This is a genomic window from Pseudarthrobacter sp. alpha12b (assembly GCF_054130495.1).
Genome location: NZ_CP196746.1, coordinates 1,553,235 through 1,576,381, shown reverse-complemented (window position 1 = coordinate 1,576,381; position 23,147 = coordinate 1,553,235). Strand labels below are relative to the sequence as shown.

The following is a 23,147-nucleotide window of genomic DNA, read 5'->3' as shown; positions in this document are numbered from 1 at the left end:
CGGAGCGGAGGACCGGGGATGAAGCTGAGGACACTGGCATGGACGACGGCGGCGACAGTCGCCACCGCCGCGGCGGGCGGGGTTGCGACGGACCCGGAGAGCAGCTGGTACCTCAGGCTGCGCAAGCCGGACTGGCAGCCGCCTGCCATTGCGTTCCCCGTGGTGTGGACCGCCCTTTACGTCGATCTGGCCGTGACATCCGCCGTGGCACTGGACCGGGCCGCTGAAGTGGACCGGGCCGGCGCAGCGGATCAGGCCACCGGTCCCTCCGGGGCGGGTGACGGGAGGAACCGTGAGTTGCGGGCTTACCGGGGCGCACTGGCCGCAAACCTGGTCCTCAATGCTTCGTGGAGTTGGCTTTTCTGGCGGTCACGCCGGCCGTGGCTGGCAGCGGCTGAGGCGGCGGTGCTGGCAGCCAGCAGCGCGGATCTGGTGCGGCGCACTTACCGGCTGAACCGTACCGCCGGAGCATCGCTCGCTCCCTACGCTGCATGGTGCGGCTTTGCCACAGTACTGTCCACCGCAATCGCCAGGCGCAATCCCGCCAAGCCATAGGAGGCGGAGGCAACGTTCATCTTTTCGGCCGGCCCGCGGGGGAGCCAGGGGTCCGCGACCACTACATGTAGTGGTCGCGGACCCCTTTCGTATGGGCGGGAGGAGGACGGCGACACGCCGCTGCAGCGCGACACGCTGTGCTTTAAATGTGGCTAAGTACTCCACAGGGTGTGGACCCAGCCCGCAAAAAACCCGGGATCCCGGGCATTTTTCCAGCTCCTGCCTGTGGATTAACGGTGCATTAAATGACATACTTGTAATACATCATCTTGGGGTTCCAAAGAGGCGTCTGCACTACATGTAGTATCTACATACAGCTGGACGGGGACACCGAACCAGCAAAGATTTCAACTAAGGGGACAGGGACAATGACCGTAACGGTTTACACGAAGCCTGCTTGTGTTCAGTGCAACGCCACTTACCGCGCGCTCGACAAGAAGGGCATCACCTACCAGAGCGTTGACATCTCCCAGGACGCCGAGGCACTCGAGCGCCTGAAGGCACTGGGCTACATGCAGGCACCCGTTGTGGTCACCGACCAGGACCACTGGTCAGGTTTCCGCCCCGACAAGATCGAGGAACTCGCACTGTCGGCCGTTTCCTCCGTGGCCTAGGAGTTCCACTTTTCCTGCCGGCAACCATCCATCAGCTGAGGTGACTCCCATGGCAGCACCAACAGCAGAGCGAAGCGCTTCGCAACACCACGCGGCTCAGCGCGTGGAGGTGTCCCCGCCGGCCACTTCGCACCACCAACCGGAGCAGGTTGTCACGTACAGCCAGCTCATCTACTTTTCCTCGGCATCCGAGAACACCAGCCGCTTCGTCGCGAAGCTTGGCCGTGATATGGCCCGGATCCCGTTGTATGCAAAGGACGCACCCCTCCTCGCCACCCGGCCGTTCGTGCTGGTGGTGCCCACTTACGGCGGCACCGGGGGAGAGGGGTCCGTTCCCAAGCAGGTCATCCGGTTCCTGAACAACCCGCAGAACAGGCAACTGCTGCGCGGCGTGATCGGGGCCGGCAACACAAACTTCGGGGAAAACTACTGCATGGCCGCGGACATCATCGCCGCCAAATGCCACGTACCCCCGCTTTATCGATTCGAACTTATGGGAACGCCGGAAGACGTCACCCGGGTCAACCAAGGATTGGACAAGTTTTGGACACGACTGTCGCAGACACAGAAGTAACCAGGGCCCAGGAGCCTGAAATGCCCGCAGCCTACAAGGGGCTGGGCTACCACGAGCTCAACGCCATGCTGAACCTTTATGGTCCCAATGGCGAGATCCAGTTCGGTGCCGACCGCGAGGCCGCGCACCAGTACTTCCTGCAGCACGTGAACAACAACACCGTGTTCTTCCATGACCTGGAGGAGAAGCTCGACTACCTGGTGAAGAACCAGTACTACGAGCGCGAGACGCTGGACCAGTACACGATGAACTTCATCCGTGAGCTGTTCAACCGCGCCTACAAGAAGAAGTTCCGCTTCGAGACCTTCCTGGGCGCCTTCAAGTTCTACACCTCCTACACGCTGAAGACGTTCGACGGCAAGCGTTTCCTGGAGCGCTACGAGGACCGCGTCTGCATGGTGGCCCTGCACCTTGCCCGCGGCAACGAACAGCTTGCCCTGCAGATGGTGGACGAGATCATTGACGGCCGCTTCCAGCCGGCCACCCCCACATTCCTGAACGCCGGCAAGAAGCAGCGCGGCGAGCTGGTCTCCTGCTTCCTGCTGCGCATCGAAGACAACATGGAGTCGATCGGCCGCTCCATCAACTCCGCCCTGCAGCTTTCCAAGCGCGGCGGCGGCGTGGCGTTCGCCCTGACCAACATCCGCGAAGTGGGCGCGCCCATCAAGCAGATCGAGAACCAGTCCTCCGGCGTCATCCCCGTGATGAAGCTCCTCGAAGACAGCTTCTCCTACGCCAACCAGCTTGGCGCCCGCCAGGGTGCCGGCGCCGTGTACCTGCATGCCCACCACCCGGACATCTACCGGTTCCTGGACACCAAGCGGGAGAACGCGGACGAGAAGATCCGCATCAAGACCCTCTCCCTCGGTGTGGTCATCCCGGACATCACGTTCGAGCTGGCCAAGAAGGACGAGGACATGTACCTGTTCTCGCCCTACGACGTCGAGCGCGTCTACGGCATGCCCTTCTCCGACGTCTCGGTCACCGAAAAGTACTACGAGATGGTGGACGACTCCCGGATCAAGAAGACCAAGATCAAGGCCCGCGAGTTCTTCCAGACCCTCGCCGAGATCCAGTTCGAGTCCGGCTACCCGTACATCATGTTCGAGGACACCGTGAACCGGGCCAACCCGATCGACGGCAAGATCATCATGTCCAACCTGTGCTCGGAGATCCTCCAGGTTTCCCAGCCCACCACGTACAACGATGACCTGTCCTATGACGAGACCGGCAAGGACATTTCCTGCAACCTTGGTTCGCTGAACATCGCCAAGACCATGGACTCGCCGGACTTTGGCCTGACCATCGAGACGGCCATCCGCTCGCTGTCCGCAGTGTCCGACATGTCCAACATCACCTCGGTGCCGTCCATCGCCAAGGGCAACGACCAGAGCCACGCCATTGGCCTGGGCCAGATGAACCTGCACGGCTACCTGGCGCGTGAGCGGGTCCACTACGGTTCCGAAGAGGGGCTGGACTTCACCAACATCTACTTCTACTCGGTGGTGTACCACGCTGTCCGCGCTTCCAACCTGCTGGCCATCGAAACGGGCCAGACGTTCGGCGGCTTCGAGAAGTCCAAGTACGCGTCCGGTGAGTTCTTCGACAAGTACACGGAGCAGGAGTGGGTGCCGCAGACCGAAAAGGTCCGCGAGCTGTTCAAGAACGTGCACATCCCCACGCAGGCTGACTGGCAGGCGCTGAAGGCTTCCGTCATGGAGCACGGCATCTACAACCAGAACCTGCAGGCCGTGCCGCCCACCGGCTCAATCTCCTACATCAACAACTCCACCTCCTCGATCCACCCGGTGGCGTCCAAGATCGAGATCCGCAAGGAAGGCAAGCTGGGCCGCGTGTACTACCCGGCGCCGTACCTGACCAACGACAACCTGGAGTACTACCAGGACGCGTACGAGATCGGCTACGAGAAGGTTATTGACACCTACGCTGCCGCCACCCAGCACGTGGACCAGGGCCTATCGCTGACACTGTTTTTCAAGGACACCGCCACCACGCGCGACATCAACAAGGCCCAGATCTACGCCTGGAAGAAGGGCATCAAGACCATCTACTACATCCGTCTCCGCCAGCTCGCGCTGGAAGGAACCGAGGTAGAGGGCTGCGTCTCCTGCATGCTTTAGTCTTCAACTAAATCGTGCCAGTACGACGGCGGGTGCCCGCCCGCCGTCGTACGCTTTAACTTAGTGAAACCCACCCAACGCTTAGGGGATGACATGACCGAGAAGGTCAAGCTGCTTAGCCACGTCGAGGCCATCAACTGGAACCGCATCCAGGACGACAAGGACGTCGACGTCTGGAACCGTCTGGTCAATAACTTCTGGCTGCCGGAGAAGGTGCCGCTGTCCAACGACGTCCAGTCGTGGAACACGCTGACCCCGGCAGAGCAGCAGCTCACCATGCGCGTCTTCACGGGCCTCACCCTGCTGGACACCATCCAGGGCACCGTTGGCGCCGTCTCATTGATCCCGGATGCGCTGACTCCGCACGAGGAAGCCGTGTACACGAACATCGCGTTCATGGAATCCGTGCACGCGAAGAGCTACTCCTCCATCTTCTCCACGCTGGCCTCCACCAAGGAGATCGACGAGGCCTTCCGCTGGTCCACCGAGAACGAGAACCTTCAGAAGAAGGCGCAGATCGTCATGGACTACTACCAGGGCGACGACCCCCTGAAGCGGAAGGTGGCCTCCACGCTGCTGGAGAGCTTCCTGTTCTACTCGGGCTTCTACCTGCCCATGTACTGGTCTTCACGCGCCAAGCTCACGAACACGGCTGACCTGATCCGCCTGATCATCCGCGATGAGGCTGTGCACGGCTACTACATCGGTTACAAGTTCCAGCGTGGCCTGGAGGCTGTTTCCCCGGAGCGCCGCCAGGAAATCAAGGACTACACGTTCGAGCTGCTCTTCGAGCTGTACGAGAACGAGGTCCAGTACACGCACGACCTCTACGACGGCGTGGGGCTGGCCGAGGACGTCAAGAAGTTCCTCCACTACAACGCCAACAAGGCGCTGATGAACCTGGGCTACGAGGCCATGTTCCCGGCGTCCGTCACCGACGTGAACCCGGCCATCCTTTCGGCGCTGTCCCCGAACGCGGACGAGAACCACGACTTCTTCTCGGGCTCCGGGTCCTCCTACGTGATTGGCAAGGCTGTCAACACAGAGGATGAGGACTGGGACTTCTAGTCACTCACTACTGCTCAACAATGACCCCGCATGCCCAGGCATGCGGGGTCATCTTTGTCTGGATTGCCAAGTGGCAACACCGCGACACGCTCGATGCTCCCCAGCTACATGGCGTTTGACGGGGATCAGATGTCGGGAGGAGTGCAAACATGCCCGTCGGCGTCTACGGGGTAACCGCAGAGCGGGCATATGGGACGCCCTGCGCCCACTACCTCGCGTGTGCGCTTGGTGAATGCGCGGGCCGTACCCACCGGCATACGCACCAGCAGCATTTCGGGCACTTCGACGCCGTTCTGGTCAAGCGATTCATCGTCGTCATCGGTGATTGGGTACGCCTCGATGACCACCTGCGCCGTCGTGGGGTCCCACCCCAGGCTCATGGCGCCCGTTCGAAACTGCTCCTCAACCGAGTCGAGCTGATCGTTGTCGACCAGTTCAATGGGAGTGCCCGTGGGAACGCTGAAGGGGTTGCCCTCGAGCGCGCCGAGTTGATCCAGAATGTCGTCAATCTTCTCGGCGAGCAGAGCCGACTGTTGCTTCTCCATGGCGATACTCACCAGTTGGCTACCTGCGCGCACCTGCAGGTAGAACGTCCGCGCCCCCGGAACGCCAATGGTGCCGATGACCACCCGGTCAGGCCAGGAAAACTCATGAACACGTGTAGGCATGCCAGTATCTTAGGCGACATGGGGTTCGCGGCCCGCCGGCGACTCGGGTCTTCGGGGATTCGAACCTGGTAGGGGCCGGCGGCGGTTTGGGGGGCGGCATCCGGTCTGAGGATGCTGGCCGCCGGCCCTGTCCCAGGTGTTAGGCCCTGCCCCAGCAGCAGGATCCTGACGTCAACAATAGGATCCGTCCCTAAGCGGCACCCCATGATGGGCGCAAGGTTCGCTCAAGACTGGTTCGGCATCCCTTTGCTAAATGCTACGGAATCCGGTACCGGCCCCTCCGTCCATGGCAACGGTACGGCGACAAAGCCACTTGGGTGATGTGCTTGGCCCTGTATCGCGGGCACAATTGCCTGATGGGGTTCGGGGCTCTTACAACCGGTCACTGGCGGCGTAGGGCGGCAAGCGGGGCCGCCATCGGGGTTCTTCTGGCATGTGCTTCGTCGGCCTGCGGCGGCTCCTGGCAAGGTGAGCCGCCCTGTTTCCCACCGAGCTATTCCGTGAATCCTCTGGCGGCAAAAGCTGGTGACACCGTCACAGTCAACGCGCCCGACGCGGACTGCAACCCCCGCTACGGACAAAATGCACGTATCCAGATCACAGTCACCGATACTTCCAACCAGAAAGTCATCAATACGACTGCGCCGATGACTGATGCGGGTGGTTTCAGCTTCCAGTTTGAGGTGCCGCCAGGAGTGGTTCCGGGGGAGGCCACCGTTGAGGCCTACCCTTACGGCGTGGATTGGTGTGACGACACGGGCAGGAATAACCGCGTTGCCCATCCAGCAGGACTTGTCAGGGTTTCCTGCGCCGCCAGGACTCAGGCCCTGACAATTACTCCGTGGGTTCTGCGACTGATTGCGGCCGGCTAAGGAGCACGCAGGTGGGCCAGCACCAGGCCGATGGGGATGCTGATGCCGATCACCACCACCAGGGCACGGTAACCCCGTAAAGCCCAACCGGACCTGGAGTCAGGGCCGCGTACGGTGGCGAGCATCAGTGCCAGTGACACAACCAGGAGCCCTCCTCCGGCATCAACCACCCATGGGTTGGCCGCCAGTGTCCCGCCGATGACGGCCGCGCTTGCGCTGTTCCAGGCAACCAGCTCGGCAACAACTTTCCAGCCCATAATGCGCCTCGGGGCCAGGAAGTATTGGCTGACGCCCAAGGCACCTTGCGCCACGCCTCCGACCAGCACGAGATACGCCGCCGCCCACGATCCATGCTCAAGACGAAGCGGGCTGGTGACGGCGGCAACGAGTCCGCCAGCCACAATACACAGCAGGGCGACGGCACCGAAGGCCGTGGCCCCCTTCACATTGCCTTCCGGCCTCACGCGTGACGGTTCGCCCATGCCGTCAAAGTTACTGCACTTCAACAAAGGGACAGGTTCCTCAGGCGGGCAGCCTGGGTGCTGGGCCTTCCGGCCCCGGGGCTTCGTGACGCTGGCGAACGGGGCCCACCTTGCGGGCGACGTCCTGCACGTGTGCAGCGGCCGGTACGGGCCACCCCGGCGGGCCATCTGACCCTGTCACTGGTCAGGAACCAGCCTCCACACTGGACTGATGCGACCCAACGCGCCTTTAGTCCTCCTGCCCTTGGCTGCGGCTGCGGCAATCATTTATGTGCGCTGGGTCCGCCCCTGGCAGCTCACGTGGGGTGCGACGCCGGAAGAGGTGTCCCGCTCGCTGCCCGGCGATGACCTCGTCTCGACACCAACCTTCAACGCCACACGGGCCATCACCATAGCCGCTCCGCCGGAGAGGATCTGGCCGTGGCTGGTGCAGGCCGGACTTACCCGTGGCGGCTGGTACAGCTACGACCTTCTCGATAACCTTGGGCGGCCCAGCGCGCGGCGGATCATCCCGGAGCTGCAGAACTTGGCGGTGGGCGACATCGTGCCCATGAGCCCTGACGGCAAGCACGGCATGCCCGTACTGGCGATCGACCCGCCAACGTCAATGATCTGGGGCACCCCCGGCGACACCACATGGACGTGGCAGCTCGACCCGCTCCCGCAGAACTCGACGCGGCTCATCAGCCGCGTCCGCTCCCATTACCGCTGGTTGTCACCCTCGATCCTCTTCTCCGCACTCCTGGAGTTCGGCGACATCTGGATGATGCGGAGGATGCTGCTCAATATCCGTGAGCGAGCGGAAACGGTCCTGCAGTAGGCCTCAGGGAACTTGCCCGAAACCGCGCCACGCGTCCCCGGCCTTGCCATAAAGGGCCAGGAGATCGCGGCTGAACTCGTGCGGGGATGTTTCGCACGGGCTGTGGCCGCCCCTGTAAACCCCGATCCGGGCCCGGATGGCCTGGGCAAACAGCCGGTGCAGTTGGAGCGGCCACAGATCATGTTCGCCCACTGCCACGAACTTGGGAAGCGGGGCCTCCGCCAAAGCGTCCCGAAGATCCGGAACGTTCTGCATGAGCGCATAAATATCGCGCACGGAGGCCCGGCGTGTGAAGCGGAAGCGGTAGTTGACGAACCGCTGCCGTCCCGGCGGCACATGGACCATCCGGCCACTGCGGATCCCCCAGATCAGCAGGGCCGCACCGGCCCGGCCGTTCACCCACGTGCTGAACCGGCCAATACGGCTTACCCCCTTGAAACTCTGGCCGGGTTGCGGCGGGCACCCGAGGAAGGTGACGGACCGGAAGAGTTCAGGCCGCTGCACATAGGCGAGCTGGGCGATGATGCCCGCGAAGGAATAAGCCACCACGTGGACAGGGGTAGCGGTGGTTTCCAAAACCGCCAGGAAATCATCCACAAACAACTGGTAGTCGTAGTGCTTCCGTGGCGGCACCAGGTTCTCCGGCCCGGCAGCGGCCGACTGGTACTGGCCCGCCAGGTCATACGTCAGCGCGTAATAGCCGGCTCCGGCGAGGTCCGGCAGCATGAGCGAGAAATCCTCTTTCGACCCCGTGGCGCCGGGTACCAATACGACGCAGGGATCGGCCGGATCGCCCAGCGACATGGCGGCAAGTTTGCCGCTGGCAACATTGATGGTGAACTGCGCGGAGCCCGGTGGCGGAACCGACCAATCGACGTCGCCCAACTCCGCATCCAGCAGGGCGGCCGCATCCACCCGGCCAGAACCGAACTCCTCGGGGTCAACCCCGTACTCTTTCCGGCCCGGCTCCGCCATGCTCCCAAGATAGCCCAGCCACACCTACATCTGGCCGCCCCCGAGGATACGGCGCGCGTCCTCCTGGGCTTGGAGGGCCACCTCGGTCACCACCTCACCCCTCACATGGCCGGTGGCGGAGATGATGCTCCGGAGTTCAGTAACGGTCAGGGGCGGGCTGACATTGTGCGCCATGGCGTGGCAGTTATGGCAAAGCGGTATGAGGTCGGCGATGGGATCGAGCTGATACTTGCCGTCCAGCACCGCCGGCGGCACCAGATGGTGGACGCCCATCACGCCTGTCCCGGCCACGCCGTAAGCGGACTCGAACGAAAAGCCGCAGGCCGCGCACGAGGTGCCATGGAAGGCCAGGCAGGCCCGCCGGGCGTCAGGGTCCCGCTCGTAGCGGTTCACCTGGATAGTGCTGACGTCCTCCGGCGGAAAGGTTCCGCCTGCCACCTCGGCAGGATCCGCCGTCGACGGCCCGTGGTCCCGCCACAGCCGGCGCAGTACAGGCACGGACGACGGCGGCACGGTCACCAGGGAGGGGAAACTCGCCTTGTCCCACAGGTCACCGGGGAGAGCCTCGCAAAGAATGCCGGGACGTATCTGCTCTCCGAGCGGGAGGAGCGAATCCAATGCCACGGCGAAGAACCAGTCAGTGCCATCCGCATCCGCATCCGCGGCAGCCTGGTAGGGCTCGGACGTCACGAAACCGTGCCCGACCAGGCCGCTGGCGGCGTCATTGCCGCCCTCCAGCAGGAACCACGCCTCTGTCCCCGGGCCGACGCCAGGGTGGAAACGGACCCGCCAGCGGTCCAGGAACGTTCCGGACGCGGCCACCTGCGCCACGGCGGCACGGTAGTTCCAGCGGCGCAGCAGGTTCGTATCGCACCCTAGGATCACTGCATCCATTGCCCACCGAACCCTGCCACGCGCCGTCGACCCCCCGAACCCAGGCAACGGGACTTAGATCGGTTCCTTGGCCAAAGCCTTGGTTTTTGCGGGCGTCTCGCGTCCCAGGCGTTCATCAAGCGTGACGCGCAGCCGCGCGGCGGCAACCTGGACCCGGTGCTCGGCCGGGGTGGCTTTCTTCGTGGCGGGCTTGGCAGCGCTGTTCCGGGGAGCGTGGACAAACCGGTGCTCAGGCGACGTTGCGCTCATGGTCCAACCTCCTTGGTGCTGTCTTCATCCGTCGTTCCATTCTCGCCTAAGTTGCGGCGGTCGTCCACGAAGGCGGGCTCCTGCCCGGCACCGGCTTCAGGCCCGGCGTCGTCCCCGTTCTCGTCGCCGGACACACTCTTCCAGGCAATGTCGAACAGCTCGAGCTCCTCAGTGCGGGCCAGTTCGCTCCTGGCCAGGACCTCCAATGTGGCCAGCCCCAGCGCCTTTGTCCCTTCATCCGGATCCAGTGCCCGGTCCAGCGCCCACTGGGTCCGGCGCCACCATTCCGCCCGGCTGTCCGCCTCGGTCTTTTGCTGCAGGGCGTTCGCATCTGCCTCGCGCTTCTGGTCCAGCGCAGTATTGTCCGCGGCAGTGCGTTGTTTGAGCGTGCGCCAGTTGATGTAAAAGGCCAGCAGGGCCGCGGTGAGAACGGCCAGGGGTCCCAGCCCGGCAAGGATCACCCACCAGTCCGCCGGTCCGGAATGGACGACGACGTCCAGCGGGCCGGGGGAGGGAACAGTGGTCACCGCACCAGCTTAGGCCGAGGTCCGGCCGGCAGCCGGGCACCCCGCCCGGGGTATCAGCCGCCGCGCCGGGAAATGAGGACAGGTCCGCGGGCGTGGTGCAACACCGCGTGCGCGGTTGAACCGAGGGTCTCCCGGAGGATGCCGCGGCCCTGGGAGCCCACCACAACGATCCGGGCTTCTCCGGCGGCTTCGAGGATGGCGTGCGGGACCGAGGTCTCCGTCAGCACATGGCCGTCAATGCGGACAGCAGGGGCCAGGGCAGCTGCGCGGTTCAGGGCGGACGACAAGATTTCTTGGGCCTCACCCGCCGCGTCCTGCCCGGGCGCAGGATAACGGGCGTGCCCGTGCCGGACGTGGACCACCATGAGGGGTGCATGCCAGGCCAATGCCAGCGAACATGCGTCCTCCACAGCCGAGGGGGACCCTGATGCATCCACGGCGGCGACAACCGGCCCTTCCGGGTTCAGTTCCTGCCGGATCACCGCAACAGGGCACGAGGCAGTGGCTGCCAGTTCCAGGCTCACGGATCCCACGAGGAGGCCCAGGAAGCCGCCCAGGCCGCGGCTGCCCACCACCAGCATCCGCTCGCCGGCGGAGATCCCGGCCAAGAGCTGCGCCGGAAGCCCATGGAGCAGGGTGCTCCTGATCCCGAGCCCGGGTACCTCTGCGGCCGCCAGCGCCACGCCATCCTCAAGAATGGACCGGGCTGACTGTTCCAGGCCGCTGCCGGAGACGCCTGGCACCGGACCGAGGTGCCGGGTCAGCAGCGGCCACAACGAACAATGCACCACATGGAGGGGACAGCTGGTGGCGTGCGCGTGGCGCGCCGCCCAGCGGACGGCGGCCGCAGCCCCATCCGAGCCGTCAAAGCCGGCCACAATGGACCCTGGATCCTGCGTCACGCCACAGCGCTCCTGATCAAAACGGTCTTCACCGGCGGGACCTTCGGCCCTTTGGCGGGCCTGCTCCTTGGTTTCATCCTGATTCTAAGCAACGGGGAGGGACATGGGCAGCATGATGGGCCGGATTGCCGGGATGGTGCTTGTCCTGGCTGCGTTGCTGCTGGGGGTGGCGGCACCTGGCACCGCTGTCGCGCCGGTCGCTGTCATCGTGGAGGACACGGCGGGAGTGCTTGACCAAAACACCCTGCTACCCGCCGTCGAACGTATCCAGTTCTATGAGCCCACCCGCGTTGCCGTCTTCACTTACAACGGGAAGGCGGAGGACAACCTCAATGAAGAGGTCCTCAAGTTCGCACGGTCCAGGCATCCTGAGTGGATCAGCCCGGATGGGCAGAAGTGGGCTGATGGACTGTTCATATTCGCGCTCGACCCAGTGGGCCGGCACGTGGGGACGTATATGGGCGAGGACCGGAAGGTTTCGCTGGAACAGCGCAGCGACATCCAGGACGCGTCCAAGGAGCTGTTCCGCGACGCCCAGTGGACCGACGGCACCGTAGCCGGCATCCACCGCGGGGCAGAGCTCATCAACCAGCCCTGGTACCGCTCCGCTGCTTTCCTGATCACAGCGTGGGTCACCGCGGGAATCGCGGCCCTGGGTGCGGCCGCCTGGTTCATTGTCCGCGCCGTGACCAGGACGGGGTGCCGCCGGCAGATTGAACGCGGGGACCGCAGCTACTCAAACGTCAGCATGGACCTGGACGTCACGGAACTGAACGCGGGCACCATCCCCGAATCATCCCGCTACGGCAGCCAGGTCCTCGAAAAACACCGTACGTTCCTCAGCCGGTATGCCGCCGCTACGGAGCTGTCCAACCAGGTGCACGCATTGGGTAAAGGGGCATTGAGCAGCAGGAAAAACCTCAAGCTGGCCCGACAGTTTGCGGACAGTGCCGCCGAGCTGGATGCCCTGGATGACGTCATCGCCGACAGCAACGCTTTGCTGAACCGCGCCGACACGTGGCCCACTGCCTGGGACCGGCAGTTGGCGCCCTTCCGCAAGGACCTGGCCGGGCTGGAGCAGCTCCTGGCCAAACGCCACGGGCAGGGGGATTCCGCGACAGCCACCGCGCTGCGGTCCTTCCGCGACGAAAGCCTCCGGGAGATCGAGCGGTGGACGGCTGAGCTGGCGGACGGGCGGAGCACGCCGGAAGAGGCGCTGGACCGGCTCTATGAGGCGCGTACCCGGCTCGCGGAGCTGCTGGAGAACCATGCCGAAACGGTCATCCAGGGGTTCGCCAGGAACGACCGCGAGGCACGCTTGATGCGCGAACAAATGGAAACGGCCCACGAAGGTACGGGCCACCGGAGGCATCGGACCTACGAACCGAGCATCCTGGGTACCGTGTACCCGTCCTACACGTTCTTCTCCGTGGCCACCTTCAACTCCGGCTTCAATACCGGGGTCAGCAGCGTCAACTCGGCCAGGGGCGGCGGCAGCACCACCGGGTACGGCGGCAGCGGTGGAAGCTTTTCCGGTTCGGGCAGCTCCTCCGGCTTCTAGTGCTGCGGCCCTTATGCGGCTCCGACGGAGTTGAGCCTGCGCCGGACCGTGTAACGCGGATGCGATGCGGCGGAAAGGAGAACGCCTGGAGGAGGCGGCGGCACGTCCCGGATCAGGCCGGTGCCTGCGCATTCACGTACCTCTTCAATGGCGGCGGCCGCCGCGTGCTTGTCGGGGAACTGTCCGGAAACCGCCAGTACGTGTCCGCCCGGCATCACAAGCCTGAAGCGGATCTTTGAATCATCGTCGACAAACAGTTCGAACGTACCTGCCATAAGTCTTGCTCTCCTCTAGCTCCCAGCCTCCGTCAACGTCGACGGGGCTGCATGCCGGCCCAAGCCCGGCCCCAGCAAACCCGGATGCACAACCCCAGCGTGGTGCTTCCGGCCTAGACCACCATCCCAGAGGACCAACTGGTCTTTTAGGGACCAAAGTCCCTTGAGGCCATGCGCGGACGATGGGAGGCCCTGCGGGACAGCCGGATCAGTGCGATTCCTGTGGTGATGAACCACACCCACAGCAGGACGCCGTAGCCCCAATAGAATTCTGGGACCGCGTGGCGAAGGACCTCGCTGACCACCCCCAGGGCTCCGGTACCAACGCCAAGCCACCCCAGGTATCGCGGGAAGAGTGCTGTGCTTCCCTTGAGCATGGCCAGTCCCATCAGGAGGATTCCGAAGGCGGAGAGGGCGCCGACGATGGCGGGAGTGTTGTTCTCGGCAATGATGGCTTCAGCGGCGGTGGCGTAGGCCCTGCGTTCCTCATCTGACCCGGCAGCTGCAAAGCGGTCGCTGAGGTAAATCAGGTTGAGGGAGCCGCGGCTGCTGACCGGTACGGCAAGCAGGAGTGCCCACGGCAGGGCACCGAAGATCAGCGCTATCAAAGGAAGGCTCTTCTGAAAGGCCGAGAGGGCCACGAAAAGGGCTGCAAAAACAAGGACAGGGAGGATGTTCGGCAGGATCCACAGGATCTGCTCGGCCACGTAGCCCGATTTTTGGGCGGCAATGAACTCCAGCGTGGCAGCCCCGCCATGGACCGGTGGGGGAGCCAGGAAGTCGAGCAGCAGGGCTGCTACGAGCAGCAGCACAAAGAGGATCGACGACGCCCCGGCGGCGAGATAGAGGAGCTTCCAGTCAGGCTGGTCCACAGTATTTGCGGTGACACCGCGGGCTGCAGAGCCGCGCCGGGCGTCTGGAGAGTGGCTGGTCATGGTGCGGGCCTGGTCATGCGTGGACTCTGCCATCATCCTGACGGGGGTGGTAGTGCCTTTGGACCCCGTAAACCACGCAACACACCGTTCCCGCACGCCGTGACCAAAGGCCCTGTTCTGCCAAGCCATTACTTGGAAGACTCCGGAGCTGAATCGTGATTGCGTTCCCTGGAGGAAGACATGACCACAAATGCCCCGCAACCGGGACCCACTGACAATCCTGCCGGCGGAGCCGCGCATCCCTGGCCTGAAGAGCGCCTCCGGATAGAGCTGGAGGACGCAGCATCCCGGAAGTGGTGGGCGCGCATCCTCTACACCCTGGGCTCCCAGTACGGGCGGACGCAGCTGCAGTTTGTGGGCAGGACGGTGGACGGCCGCCGGCTCTACGCCAGTGATACCTTCCCCGGACCGCCCCTGAACCCCACACCTCCGGAAGAGGCCTGGGCTCCGGGCATGGAGGCCAGCCTCAGCCAGCTCCGCCAGGAAATTGCCCGCGACGGATGGTCGGAAACCAGCCACGGGGCGCAGCCCTGGGAGCTGACCTTCAGCCGTCGCAAGGACTCGTAGCCCCGGTACGCGGCCGGTCTCAGGCGACCGGCCAGATGACCCTTGTCTGCCACGTCGCCGGATCCGGTTGCTTCTCCGGATCGGACAGGTAGTACTCCCACATGATGTCGGCAGGGGCGGCACCGGCAGCTTGCATGCGTTCCCTGATGGCGTCGTATGTGGTCCCCAAGGTGTCATAAGGGCCGGTGTGGATGGCTTCGAAGGCATCCGTTTCAGGAAGTGCCCCGCTGGCCACTTCGCCTGTGCCCTGGAAGTTCCCGGCGACGGGGAATCCGGCTTCGACGTCCACCGTTTCGCCCGGCATCCCGTGGTACAGCGCGAATGGCGGGCCGGCAGGGCTGGCGCCCTGCATCTGGACCGCGGCCATCACGGCACCGAAGGCCCGGCCAAAGAAGCCCGTCAGCGCGTCCATGGGAACCTGCTCGCGCACCACGGCGACAGGTTGTTCGGTGACGTGGATCTTTTGCGGTTGCTGGCCAGGTTCATTCATGGCATCAGCCTTCCCATTTCGCCGGCGGCGTGACAGGGCCATAGGACTCTAAGGGCACACCGGGTCAGCCGGCAGCGCCATAAGCTTCCAGCATCCAGCCGCGGACCTCGGCGTCGAGTTGGGAGCTGTCCGTCAGTTCCAGGTGGTGCATCCATGTTCCGGCCGAAGGATGGACGATTTGCTTGAATCGCGGCGAGTCCAGGTTCCGCGGCAACGTGAACGACAGGATCTGGCTCTTGCGGATCCGCACCTCATGGGGACCCAGCTCGGCTGCCATTCGCTCCGCTGCGCGCCGGCGCGCGGCCGAGGGGCATGCCGCACGGGCGGTGGCAACGGCCGGGGCCAAATGCCCTAGCCCGGTTGTTGGCATCAGGGTAGGTTCGGCTTTATGTGCCATCACCATTACCGCTCGATGCTGAAGTGTTTTGGATGAGGAAGCAGGCTGCCCCGCCTGCGGCAACCGGAGGGAACCCCGGCAGCTTTGAGGCAGAGGAACCCGCCAAGTCGTCCGTGGAAAAGGCGTGGGGCTTCGTCAGGCGGTATCCCGTCGTCGCCCTGACCTGCCTGGTGCTTTTGGCCACGCTGGTGCTGCTGCAGTTCGGCCTGGAACTGCAGGTCCGCGCCCTCGCGTCGGCCTACGCGGCGGTCATCGTGGTGGCACGTGCGGCCGGCATGGTCCGGGCGTTGCGGGAGGGCCGGTGGGGGATCGACCTCCTGGCCCTGACGGCGATTGTCAGCACCGTGGTGGTGGGCGAGTACCTCGCAGCGCTGGTGGTGATCCTGATGCTCACCGGCGGGGAGGCGCTGGAAAACTTTGCCCAGGGACGCGCGGCGCGTGAGATGCGGTCCCTGCTGGACCGGGCTCCCCGCTTTGCCCACCGCGAGGGATCAGGTGCAGTGCTCGAGGACACCCCGATCGGGGATGTAGTGCCGGGGGACGTGCTGGTGGTCCGTCCCTCCGAGCTGGTACCCGTTGACGGCGAACTACTGTCCGACTCCGCGACCCTCGACGAATCATCGCTGACCGGCGAAAGCCTCCCGGTGGAGCGCACCAGGGGGCAAACGCTGCTCAGCGGCTCGGTGAACGGTGTAGCCGCCATCCGTATGCGGGCCTCGGCCACCGCGGCTGACTCGCAATACAGCCGGATCATCGCTTTGGTTGAGGAGGCGTCCAACAGCCGGGCCCCGGTGGTCCGCCTCGCCGACCGCTACGCAGTTCCCTTCACCCTCCTGGCCCTGGCCATGGCCGGGACCGCCTGGTTCCTGTCAGGCGAGGCTCTCCGCTTCGCCCAGGTCCTGGTGGTGGCCACGCCCTGCCCTCTCCTCATCGCAGCGCCGGTGGCATTCCTGGCCGGTACCAGCCAGGCCGCCCACAAGGGCATCATCATCAAGAACACCCGAACGCTTGAGCAGCTTGCAAAGGCACAGACAGCGGTCTTCGACAAGACCGGAACGCTCACGTCCGGACGGCCCGTCCTCGACGATATCCAGGTGGCACCGGGGCCAGGGGAAGCTTTGGGCTACCGAAGAATCCTCCAGCTGGCCGCTTCCGCGGAGCAGTACTCATCGCACGTGCTGGCAGCCTCTGTGATCGAAGCCGCAAGGTCAGCCAATCTTGGACTCCTTCCTGTGCAGCAGGCGACGGAGAGTGCAACCCATGGCGTGGAAGCTCTCTGCGACGGCCAGCGGGTAGTGGTGGGTAAAGCCGGCCTGGTCCAGGGTTTATCGAGTGGATTCCGGGAGGCAGCAGTCCACACAGGTCAATTGGCGGTGCACGTGGCGGTGGACGGCGTGTACGCCGGTGCCTTGATCATGAAGGACCCGTTGCGCCGCAATGCCGTGGATACCCTGGCCCGCCTGCGTGGCCTGGGCGTGCGGAACACCATGCTGCTGACAGGCGACGCGCACGCCACGGCCGCGCATATTGCCGAGGAAGCGGGGATCGGCCGCGTCCAGGCGGAATGCCTTCCGGAGGACAAGGTCAACACCGTGGCTGCCATCCTGGAACGGCCGGTCCTGATGGTGGGTGACGGCGTCAATGATGCCCCCGTCCTTGCCGCGGCTGACGTAGGAATCGCGATGGGTGCCAAGGGGGCCACCGCAGCCAGTGAGTCGGCTGATGTGGTGATCATGCTCGATGACGTCTCGAAAGTGGCCCAGGCCGTGGCCATTGGAAAACGGACCGTGGCTGTGGCTTTGGTAAGTATCTGGACCGGAATCGGACTCAGCCTGGTCCTGATGGCCATAGCCATGACGGGGTACATTCCGGCCGTCGCCGGTGCCCTCCTGCAGGAGCTGGTGGACCTGGCCACCATCCTGAACGGACTGAGGGCACTGCATGGGGCTGACCGGAAGCCTGGCGCGTGAGGCGCCGGCCGGCATGACTTTCGGCCCTTCCCACCGCAACCCCCGGCCGGGATCGTGGTGTCCATGAACGCACAAACAGGGTCCAAGCCCGTCATCGTGGGTGTGGACGGTTCTGAATACTCCTCCGCAGCCCTCCGTTACGCGGGCACGCTGGCAGCCCGCCTGGGCACCCGGCTCGAAGTCATTTCATGCGTCGGGATGCCGGACTACCTGGTCATGTCACGCCTTGAAGGGGCGGACCGGCAGTTCACCGCCAGGCTCGAGGACGCTGCAGGGCGGCTGGTCGAGGATGCCTTGGGCCGGGCCTTTTCGGGGGAACGGCCGCAAAACATCGATGTGGCCGTCAAGTTCGGGCCGCCGGCGAAGGTGCTGGTGGAGGAAAGCGCGCGGGCGCAGATGCTGGTGGTCGGAAGGCACGGCGAGGGCGGGCTGCTTAAGTCGTCCATGGGCTCGGTCAGCAGGGCATGCGCTGCCCACTCCAAATGCCCGGTGCTCCTGGTGGGGCAGGAGGCGGACACTGTGTGAGGACTGCGGAGGGCCTGAGCTCTGAACGGGCCGCGCAGCTCCTGAAGCAGGCAGGCCCCAACCAGCTTCCCGCGGAAAAACCTGTCCCGCAATGGCGGAAGCTTTGGGGCGAGATGACCCACTTCTTCGCCCTCATGCTGTGGTGCGCAGCCGGCCTGGCCTTCATCGCGGACATGCCGCAACTCGCCGTGGCGATCGTCGTCGTCGTGATTGTCAACGGGGTGTTCGCCCACATCCAGCAGGAACGCGCCCAACACGCGGCGGCCAAGCTGCGCGGCCTGCTGCCCGCCGACGTGATGGTCCGGCGCGACGGAAAAGTGCGCAAGGTCCATGCCAGCGAGCTGGTGGCGGGTGACGTGGTGTTGCTCACCGCCGGTGACCGGGTTCCCGCCGACGTCGTCCTTCTCTCAGCCTCCGCCTGCGCCGTGGATGAATCCATGTTGACCGGCGAAAGCGAGCCGGTGGCCAAGACCGCCGGCGACTCCGCGTGGGGCGGAACCTTCCTGGTTAACGGCGACGGCGAAGCAACTGTTTCCGCAACCGGCGGGGACACCCGCCTGGCCGGGATAGCAGCCCTGACCAGCGGTGCCCTTCCTCCGCCCACCCCGCTGTCGCTGGAGCTCCGCCGGATCGTGCGGGTCATCGCCGTGGTGGCCCTGGGCATTGCCGCCCTCTTTTTCCTGGTATCGCTGCTGGTGGGTTTCAAGTGGCATGATTCATTCCTGTTCGCCATCGGAGTTGCGGTGGCGCTGGTCCCGGAGGGTCTCCTGCCCACCGTGACGTTGTCCTTGGCCATGGGGGCGCAGCGGATGGCCTCCCGCAATGCGCTGGTCCGCAACCTGGAGGCCGTGGAGACCCTCGGTTCCACGACCTTCATTTGCACCGACAAGACCGGGACCCTGACCCAGAACCGGATGAACGCCGTCGAAGTCTTCACCGCAGAAGGGTCAGTCCTGGTGACAGGTGAGGGGTATGCCCCTGAAGCGGATATCGAGGGGCAGGGGCTGCCAAGGGCTGCTGACGCGGCGCTGGCGGCACGCGCCGCGTCACAGGGCCGGGCTGAACTGCACGCCGGCCAGTGGCGTGCCCAGGGCGACCCGATGGAAGCCGCGCTGGATGCCCTGGCGCGCAGGCTGACCGGCACCGAGACCGGCCCGGCCCTGTCACGACGTTTGCCGTTCGACCCCGTGCGCCGGCGCGAATCCGTGATAGCCGGACCGGACCTGTTCTGCAAGGGCGCCCCCGAAACCTTGCTGCCCCTCTGTGAAACCGTGCCTCCGGTGGTCAAGGATCAGGTGGAGGAGATGGCGTCCCGGGGACTGCGGGTGATCGCGGTGGCGCGCCGGCGGCTCGAGGGTCCACCGCGTTCATGGCAAACCGTTCCGGCGGCTGACCTTGAATCGGGCATGGAACTGTTGGGCTTGATCGGGCTCCAGGACCCGCCCCGGCCGGATGTCAGCGAAGTCATCGGAACGGCGCGCCGGGCCGGGTTGAAGATCGCCATGATCACAGGCGACCATCCCGCCACGGCAGCCGCGATTGCCCGGCAGATCGGCCTGACCGGATCCCCCGAATTCGTGGTGGAGGGCACGGACCTTCCGGATGACGAACAGATGCTCGGAGCACTCCTGGACCGCGACGGAATCGTTGTCAGCAGGGTATCGCCGGAACAGAAGCTCCGGGTGGCGAGGGCGCTGCAGGCCCGGGGGCATGTGGTGGCCATGACGGGCGACGGTGTCAATGACGGCCCGGCCCTTCGTGAGGCGGATATCGGCGTGGCCATGGGCCTGAGCGGAACCGACGTCGCACGGGAGGCTTCGGACCTGGTCCTGCTGGACGACCATTTCGGAACCATCGTGGCGGCCATCGAACAAGGCCGGGCAACCTACGCCAACATCCACCGGTTCCTCACCTACCACCTCACCGACAATGTGGCGGAACTGACCCCCTTCGTCATCTGGGCGCTCTCCGGCGGCCAGTTTCCACTTGCCCTGGGCGTCCTGCAGATCCTTGCCCTGGACATCGGGACGGACCTGCTGCCGGCGCTGGCCCTCGGGGCCGAGCGGCCAGGGCAACGCATTTTGGCCAGGGCACCGGAACGACGCCACCTGATGGACCGGCAACTGATGATCAGGGTATTCGCCGTCCTGGGCCCCGTAGAGGCCTTCATGGAGATGGCCGCATTTTCGACCGTCCTTTTTGCGGGCGGCTGGAGCCGGGGGCAAGTCCCGGAAACAGGGCTCCTGATGGCTGCCTCCGGTGCCGCGTTCAGCGCCGTTGTCCTGGGGCAGCTCGCCAACGCTTTTGCCTGCCGGAGTGCCACGGTGCCGCCATGGAAGCTGGGCTGGCGCACTAACAACCTCCTGGTGTGGGCCGTGCTGGCTGAACTGGCCATCCTGGCGGTATGCCTGTTCGTGCCCTACCTCGCCGAATTGCTGGGCCAGGCCCCGCCGACGCCAACCGGCATCCTGCTCGCACTCCTCGCCGCACCTGCCGTTCTGCTTGCGGACTGGATCCATAAAGCGATCCGCGCCCGCGTACGGCGGAGCTAGGACCAAAGACCCTGCCTGCCCCGGCGGCCGGAGACCACAATCGAGCCATGAGTGCCGCCGCAGAGACCTTCCTTGCTGACATCAGTGTCAAGTGGATCGAAGACACCGGAATCGCGGACATCCCATCCGTTGGAGGCAAGAACGCCTCCCTGGGGGAGCTGAGCCGTGCCCTGCAATCGGCAGGGGTCAGGGTACCCGAAGGATTCGCGACGACGGCTTCCGCCTACCGGGCTTTCCTTGCCGCCAACAACCTGGAGCCCCGGATCAAAAAGCATATGGAGGAACAGCGCGCCGGAACCCTTACGCTGCGCCAGGCAGGGGCCGCGATCCGGGAACTGTTCCTGCAGGCAACCTTTCCGGAAAGCATCGCGGCGAATATCCAGGAGCACTACCGCACCCTCTGCCACCGCACCGGGCAGGCCCAGGTTGCCGTTGCGGTGCGCAGCAGCGCCACGGCCGAGGACCTGCCGGATGCCAGCTTCGCCGGGCAGCAGGAAACCTTCCTGAACGTGGCCGGGGAACGCGGGGTTCTTGAGGCGTGCCGGCGCTGCTACGCCTCCCTCTTCACGGACCGGGCCATCAGCTACCGCGAAATGAAGGGTTACGACCACCTGGACGTTGCCCTGTCCGTGGGGGTGCAGCGGATGGTCCGCTCGGACCTTGGCGCATCAGGGGTGATGTTCTCGATCGACACCGAGTCCGGCTTTCCCGGCGTGGTGGTCATCAGCGCCGCCTGGGGGCTGGGGGAAACCGTGGTCCAGGGCACCATCAACCCTGACAAGTACCAGGTGTTTAAGCCGCTCCTGTCAGACCAGCGCTTCAGCCCCGTCATAGAGCGCGAACTGGGTGCCAAGGAACGGAAAATGGTCTACAGCCATGGCGGCGATGCGAGGACCCGGACCATCGAGACCACCGGGAGGGAGCAGCGCTCGCTGGTGCTGGACGACCGGGAAGTGGTCCTGCTGGCCCGCTGGGCCGTGGCGGTGGAGGAACACTACGGGCGGCCAATGGACATGGAGTGGGCCAAGGACGGGGTGACCGGCGAGCTTTTCATGGTCCAGGCCCGGCCTGAGACGGTGCAGGCACGCCGGAGCACATCCACTTTCCGGACCTATCATCTTGTGCAGCCTGGCCGGGTCCTGGTCACCGGTGCCGCGATCGGCGACTCCATTGCCAAGGGCCGGGCATGCGTGGTCAGGGATGCGAAGGACATCGAATCCTTTGTTGATGGTTCCGTGCTGGTCACCCGGATGACGGACCCGGACTGGGTGCCCATCATGAAGCGGGCCGCGGGGATCATCACCGACCACGGCGGCTCCACCAGCCACGCGGCGATCGTCAGCCGGGAATTGGGCGTGCCCGCCGTCGTGGGAACGCGCAACGCCACGGAAATCCTGCCCGACGGCGGCCAGGTCACCTTGTCCTGCGCGGAAGGCGAGGAAGGCCGCGTCTATGAGGGGCTGCTGGAGTTCGCCGTGGAAGACGTGGACATGCAGGCCCTGCCCGCCACCCGCACCGATGTGATGATCAACATCGCCAGCCCGGCAGCCGCGTTCAAGTGGTGGCGGCTGCCGGCGGCCGGAGTGGGCCTGGCCAGGATGGAATTCATCATCAACAACCTGATCCGCATCCACCCCATGGCCCTGGTCCACCCTGAGAGGGTGGCCGACCCGGAAGAGGCGGCAATGATCCGGCAGCTCACCAGCGGCTACCCTGATCCGCAGGAGTACTTCATTGACGTGCTGGCTACCGGAATCGCCAAGATCGCCGCCCCCTTCCATCCCAAGCCGGTGATCGTCCGGCTCAGCGACTTCAAGAGCAATGAGTACAGCCACCTGATCGGCGGCAGCGCATTCGAGCGTCCCGAGGAAAACCCCATGCTGGGGTTCCGCGGCGCTTCCCGCTACTACAGCAGCCACTACCGGGAAGGGTTCGCGCTGGAGTGCAAAGCCCTCAAACGCGTCCGCGAGCAGGCTGGATTCGGCAACGTGATTGTCATGGTTCCCTTCTGCCGCACGGTGGGCGAGGCGGACCAGGTCATCCAGGCGATGGAAGAGCACGGGCTGGTCCGCGGCGTTGAAGGGCTGCAGCTCTACATGATGTGCGAAATCCCTTCCAACGTTGTCCTGGCCGAGGAATTCGCCAAGCGCTTTGACGGCTTCTCCATCGGCTCCAACGATCTCACCCAGCTGGTGCTTGGGGTGGACCGCGACTCGGAGGAACTTGCGGGGCTGTTCGATGAGCGGGATCCGGCTGTGATGTCCATGATTGCCCAGGCCATCAGCAAGGCCCATGCTGCCGGCATCAAGATCGGAATCTGCGGACAGGGGCCCAGCAACCATCCGGACCTCGCAGAGTTCCTGGTCAGCCAGGGGATCGATTCGGTGTCCCTGAATCCGGATACCTACGTTAAAACGCTGCCCGTCATCGCGGCAGCGGAGGCACGGGCCGCCACGGTACATGCCGGCTAACCGGCGCCAGGTGAACCGGCCTGCCGGCCGCAAGAAAGTGCCTGGCTCCTCAAGGGGCACTCC

Annotated in this window: 24 protein-coding genes; 13 read left to right on the top strand and 11 right to left on the bottom strand. The window is 64.9% G+C overall.

Going from position 1 to position 23,147, the window contains the following annotated elements; all coding sequences use genetic code 11:
* Positions 1–18: 18 nt before the first annotated feature.
* The 5 genes from ACTAQI_RS07125 to nrdF all read left to right on the top strand — a co-directional run bounded on the left by ACTAQI_RS07125 (position 19) and on the right by nrdF (position 4,952).
* A complete protein-coding gene (locus tag ACTAQI_RS07125) occupies positions 19–555 on the top strand; it encodes a TspO/MBR family protein (RefSeq protein WP_457950357.1) in 537 nt (178 codons plus the stop codon).
* Between the two features lie 368 nt (positions 556–923).
* Positions 924–1,169: a glutaredoxin-like protein NrdH gene (gene nrdH, locus ACTAQI_RS07120; protein WP_013601222.1), complete on the top strand. Its 246-nt coding sequence runs from the start codon at positions 924–926 to the stop codon at positions 1,167–1,169.
* A 103-nt stretch (positions 1,170–1,272) separates the two neighbouring features.
* On the top strand, positions 1,273–1,743 hold the full coding sequence (gene nrdI, locus ACTAQI_RS07115) for a class Ib ribonucleoside-diphosphate reductase assembly flavoprotein NrdI (RefSeq protein ID WP_457951007.1): 471 nt from the start codon (positions 1,273–1,275) through the stop codon (positions 1,741–1,743).
* 20 nt (positions 1,744–1,763) lie between these two features.
* Positions 1,764–3,884, top strand: a complete 2,121-nt coding sequence (gene nrdE / locus ACTAQI_RS07110; protein WP_457950356.1) for a class 1b ribonucleoside-diphosphate reductase subunit alpha — start codon at positions 1,764–1,766, stop codon at positions 3,882–3,884.
* Positions 3,885–3,977: 93 nt separating this feature from the next.
* A complete protein-coding gene (gene nrdF, locus ACTAQI_RS07105) occupies positions 3,978–4,952 on the top strand; it encodes a class 1b ribonucleoside-diphosphate reductase subunit beta (RefSeq protein ID WP_013601219.1) in 975 nt (324 codons plus the stop codon).
* Positions 4,953–5,077: 125 nt separating this feature from the next.
* On the opposite strand, the gene ACTAQI_RS07100 is transcribed toward nrdF, so the two are convergent.
* Positions 5,078–5,620 (bottom strand): DUF3090 domain-containing protein, encoded by a 543-nt coding sequence (locus ACTAQI_RS07100; protein ID WP_457950355.1) that lies wholly within the window; start codon positions 5,618–5,620, stop codon positions 5,078–5,080.
* A 500-nt stretch (positions 5,621–6,120) separates the two neighbouring features.
* Between ACTAQI_RS07100 and ACTAQI_RS07095 the strand changes: the two genes are divergently transcribed.
* A complete protein-coding gene (locus tag ACTAQI_RS07095; RefSeq protein WP_457950354.1) occupies positions 6,121–6,492 on the top strand; it encodes a hypothetical protein in 372 nt (123 codons plus the stop codon).
* Here the strand turns inward: ACTAQI_RS07095 and ACTAQI_RS07090 are convergent.
* On the bottom strand, positions 6,489–6,974 hold the full coding sequence (locus ACTAQI_RS07090; RefSeq protein ID WP_457950353.1) for a hypothetical protein: 486 nt from the start codon (positions 6,972–6,974) through the stop codon (positions 6,489–6,491). The genes ACTAQI_RS07095 and ACTAQI_RS07090 overlap by 4 nt on opposite strands.
* A gap of 211 nt (positions 6,975–7,185) precedes the next feature.
* Here ACTAQI_RS07090 and ACTAQI_RS07085 point away from each other — a divergent pair, with 211 nt between their 5' ends.
* The gene (locus tag ACTAQI_RS07085) at positions 7,186–7,794 is read left to right on the top strand and encodes a hypothetical protein (RefSeq protein WP_457950352.1); all 609 of its coding nucleotides are present in this window, start codon (positions 7,186–7,188) and stop codon (positions 7,792–7,794) included.
* 3 nt (positions 7,795–7,797) lie between these two features.
* Here the strand turns inward: ACTAQI_RS07085 and ACTAQI_RS07080 are convergent, their stop codons facing one another.
* The 5 genes from ACTAQI_RS07080 to ACTAQI_RS07060 are packed head-to-tail and all read right to left on the bottom strand — an operon-like array spanning position 7,798 to position 11,341.
* Positions 7,798–8,769: an alpha/beta fold hydrolase gene (locus ACTAQI_RS07080; RefSeq protein ID WP_457950351.1), complete on the bottom strand. Its 972-nt coding sequence runs from the start codon at positions 8,767–8,769 to the stop codon at positions 7,798–7,800.
* Between the two features lie 24 nt (positions 8,770–8,793).
* Positions 8,794–9,663: an HNH endonuclease gene (locus tag ACTAQI_RS07075; RefSeq protein WP_457950350.1), complete on the bottom strand. Its 870-nt coding sequence runs from the start codon at positions 9,661–9,663 to the stop codon at positions 8,794–8,796.
* Positions 9,664–9,717: 54 nt separating this feature from the next.
* The gene (locus ACTAQI_RS07070) at positions 9,718–9,912 is read right to left on the bottom strand and encodes a hypothetical protein (RefSeq protein ID WP_457950349.1); all 195 of its coding nucleotides are present in this window, start codon (positions 9,910–9,912) and stop codon (positions 9,718–9,720) included.
* The gene (locus ACTAQI_RS07065; protein WP_457950348.1) at positions 9,909–10,439 is read right to left on the bottom strand and encodes a hypothetical protein; all 531 of its coding nucleotides are present in this window, start codon (positions 10,437–10,439) and stop codon (positions 9,909–9,911) included. Before ACTAQI_RS07065 ends, ACTAQI_RS07070 begins: the two co-directional genes overlap by 4 nt.
* A gap of 53 nt (positions 10,440–10,492) precedes the next feature.
* Complete coding sequence (locus ACTAQI_RS07060; RefSeq protein ID WP_457950347.1) at positions 10,493–11,341, bottom strand: universal stress protein; 849 nt, start codon at positions 11,339–11,341, stop codon at positions 10,493–10,495.
* A 103-nt stretch (positions 11,342–11,444) separates the two neighbouring features.
* Here ACTAQI_RS07060 and ACTAQI_RS07055 point away from each other — a divergent pair, with 103 nt between their 5' ends.
* On the top strand, positions 11,445–12,902 hold the full coding sequence (locus ACTAQI_RS07055) for a DUF5129 domain-containing protein (protein WP_457950346.1): 1,458 nt from the start codon (positions 11,445–11,447) through the stop codon (positions 12,900–12,902).
* 11 nt (positions 12,903–12,913) lie between these two features.
* On the opposite strand, the gene ACTAQI_RS07050 is transcribed toward ACTAQI_RS07055, so the two are convergent.
* Together ACTAQI_RS07050 and ACTAQI_RS07045 are read right to left on the bottom strand one after the other, a co-directional pair.
* Positions 12,914–13,177: a YegP family protein gene (locus ACTAQI_RS07050; protein ID WP_457950345.1), complete on the bottom strand. Its 264-nt coding sequence runs from the start codon at positions 13,175–13,177 to the stop codon at positions 12,914–12,916.
* Between the two features lie 146 nt (positions 13,178–13,323).
* A complete protein-coding gene (locus ACTAQI_RS07045) occupies positions 13,324–14,148 on the bottom strand; it encodes a DUF4386 family protein (protein ID WP_457950344.1) in 825 nt (274 codons plus the stop codon).
* A gap of 144 nt (positions 14,149–14,292) precedes the next feature.
* On the opposite strand from ACTAQI_RS07045, the gene ACTAQI_RS07040 reads away from it, so the two are divergent.
* Positions 14,293–14,679 carry a hypothetical protein gene (locus ACTAQI_RS07040; protein WP_457950343.1) on the top strand — a complete coding sequence of 129 codons (387 nt, stop codon included), beginning with the start codon at positions 14,293–14,295 and terminating at the stop codon, positions 14,677–14,679.
* Positions 14,680–14,698: 19 nt separating this feature from the next.
* Here ACTAQI_RS07040 and ACTAQI_RS07035 read toward each other — a convergent pair whose 3' ends face one another.
* A complete protein-coding gene (locus ACTAQI_RS07035; protein WP_457950342.1) occupies positions 14,699–15,169 on the bottom strand; it encodes a GyrI-like domain-containing protein in 471 nt (156 codons plus the stop codon).
* A 64-nt stretch (positions 15,170–15,233) separates the two neighbouring features.
* The gene (locus ACTAQI_RS07030) at positions 15,234–15,539 is read right to left on the bottom strand and encodes a DUF5655 domain-containing protein (RefSeq protein ID WP_457950341.1); all 306 of its coding nucleotides are present in this window, start codon (positions 15,537–15,539) and stop codon (positions 15,234–15,236) included.
* A gap of 59 nt (positions 15,540–15,598) precedes the next feature.
* Between ACTAQI_RS07030 and ACTAQI_RS07025 the strand changes: the two genes are divergently transcribed.
* The 4 genes from ACTAQI_RS07025 to ppsA all read left to right on the top strand — a co-directional run bounded on the left by ACTAQI_RS07025 (position 15,599) and on the right by ppsA (position 23,084).
* Entirely contained in the window at positions 15,599–17,536 is a 1,938-nt protein-coding gene (locus tag ACTAQI_RS07025; protein ID WP_457950340.1) for a heavy metal translocating P-type ATPase, read from the top strand.
* Positions 17,537–17,599: 63 nt separating this feature from the next.
* On the top strand, positions 17,600–18,061 hold the full coding sequence (locus ACTAQI_RS07020) for a universal stress protein (protein ID WP_457950339.1): 462 nt from the start codon (positions 17,600–17,602) through the stop codon (positions 18,059–18,061).
* Positions 18,058–20,613, top strand: coding sequence for a cation-translocating P-type ATPase (locus tag ACTAQI_RS07015; protein WP_457950338.1), 2,556 nt, complete (start codon positions 18,058–18,060; stop codon positions 20,611–20,613). The genes ACTAQI_RS07020 and ACTAQI_RS07015 overlap by 4 nt, the downstream gene beginning before the upstream one ends.
* Before the next feature lie 47 nt (positions 20,614–20,660).
* A complete protein-coding gene (gene ppsA, locus ACTAQI_RS07010; protein WP_457950337.1) occupies positions 20,661–23,084 on the top strand; it encodes a phosphoenolpyruvate synthase in 2,424 nt (807 codons plus the stop codon).
* Positions 23,085–23,147: the final 63 nt, after the last annotated feature.

Coding starts and splice junctions, on each gene's coding strand:
- ACTAQI_RS07125 (WP_457950357.1), top strand. CDS start 19: ATGAAGCTGAGGACACTGGCATGGACGACGGCGGCGACAGTCGCCACC.
- nrdH (WP_013601222.1), top strand. CDS start 924: ATGACCGTAACGGTTTACACGAAGCCTGCTTGTGTTCAGTGCAACGCC.
- nrdE (WP_457950356.1), top strand. CDS start 1,764: ATGCCCGCAGCCTACAAGGGGCTGGGCTACCACGAGCTCAACGCCATG.
- nrdF (WP_013601219.1), top strand. CDS start 3,978: ATGACCGAGAAGGTCAAGCTGCTTAGCCACGTCGAGGCCATCAACTGG.
- ACTAQI_RS07100 (WP_457950355.1), bottom strand. CDS start 5,620: ATGCCTACACGTGTTCATGAGTTTTCCTGGCCTGACCGGGTGGTCATC.
- ACTAQI_RS07090 (WP_457950353.1), bottom strand. CDS start 6,974: ATGGGCGAACCGTCACGCGTGAGGCCGGAAGGCAATGTGAAGGGGGCC.
- ACTAQI_RS07085 (WP_457950352.1), top strand. CDS start 7,186: ATGCGACCCAACGCGCCTTTAGTCCTCCTGCCCTTGGCTGCGGCTGCG.
- ACTAQI_RS07080 (WP_457950351.1), bottom strand. CDS start 8,769: ATGGCGGAGCCGGGCCGGAAAGAGTACGGGGTTGACCCCGAGGAGTTC.
- ACTAQI_RS07075 (WP_457950350.1), bottom strand. CDS start 9,663: ATGGATGCAGTGATCCTAGGGTGCGATACGAACCTGCTGCGCCGCTGG.
- ACTAQI_RS07070 (WP_457950349.1), bottom strand. CDS start 9,912: ATGAGCGCAACGTCGCCTGAGCACCGGTTTGTCCACGCTCCCCGGAAC.
- ACTAQI_RS07055 (WP_457950346.1), top strand. CDS start 11,445: ATGGGCAGCATGATGGGCCGGATTGCCGGGATGGTGCTTGTCCTGGCT.
- ACTAQI_RS07050 (WP_457950345.1), bottom strand. CDS start 13,177: ATGGCAGGTACGTTCGAACTGTTTGTCGACGATGATTCAAAGATCCGC.
- ACTAQI_RS07045 (WP_457950344.1), bottom strand. CDS start 14,148: ATGATGGCAGAGTCCACGCATGACCAGGCCCGCACCATGACCAGCCAC.
- ACTAQI_RS07040 (WP_457950343.1), top strand. CDS start 14,293: ATGACCACAAATGCCCCGCAACCGGGACCCACTGACAATCCTGCCGGC.
- ACTAQI_RS07035 (WP_457950342.1), bottom strand. CDS start 15,169: ATGAATGAACCTGGCCAGCAACCGCAAAAGATCCACGTCACCGAACAA.
- ACTAQI_RS07030 (WP_457950341.1), bottom strand. CDS start 15,539: ATGCCAACAACCGGGCTAGGGCATTTGGCCCCGGCCGTTGCCACCGCC.
- ACTAQI_RS07025 (WP_457950340.1), top strand. CDS start 15,599: ATGAGGAAGCAGGCTGCCCCGCCTGCGGCAACCGGAGGGAACCCCGGC.
- ACTAQI_RS07020 (WP_457950339.1), top strand. CDS start 17,600: ATGAACGCACAAACAGGGTCCAAGCCCGTCATCGTGGGTGTGGACGGT.
- ppsA (WP_457950337.1), top strand. CDS start 20,661: ATGAGTGCCGCCGCAGAGACCTTCCTTGCTGACATCAGTGTCAAGTGG.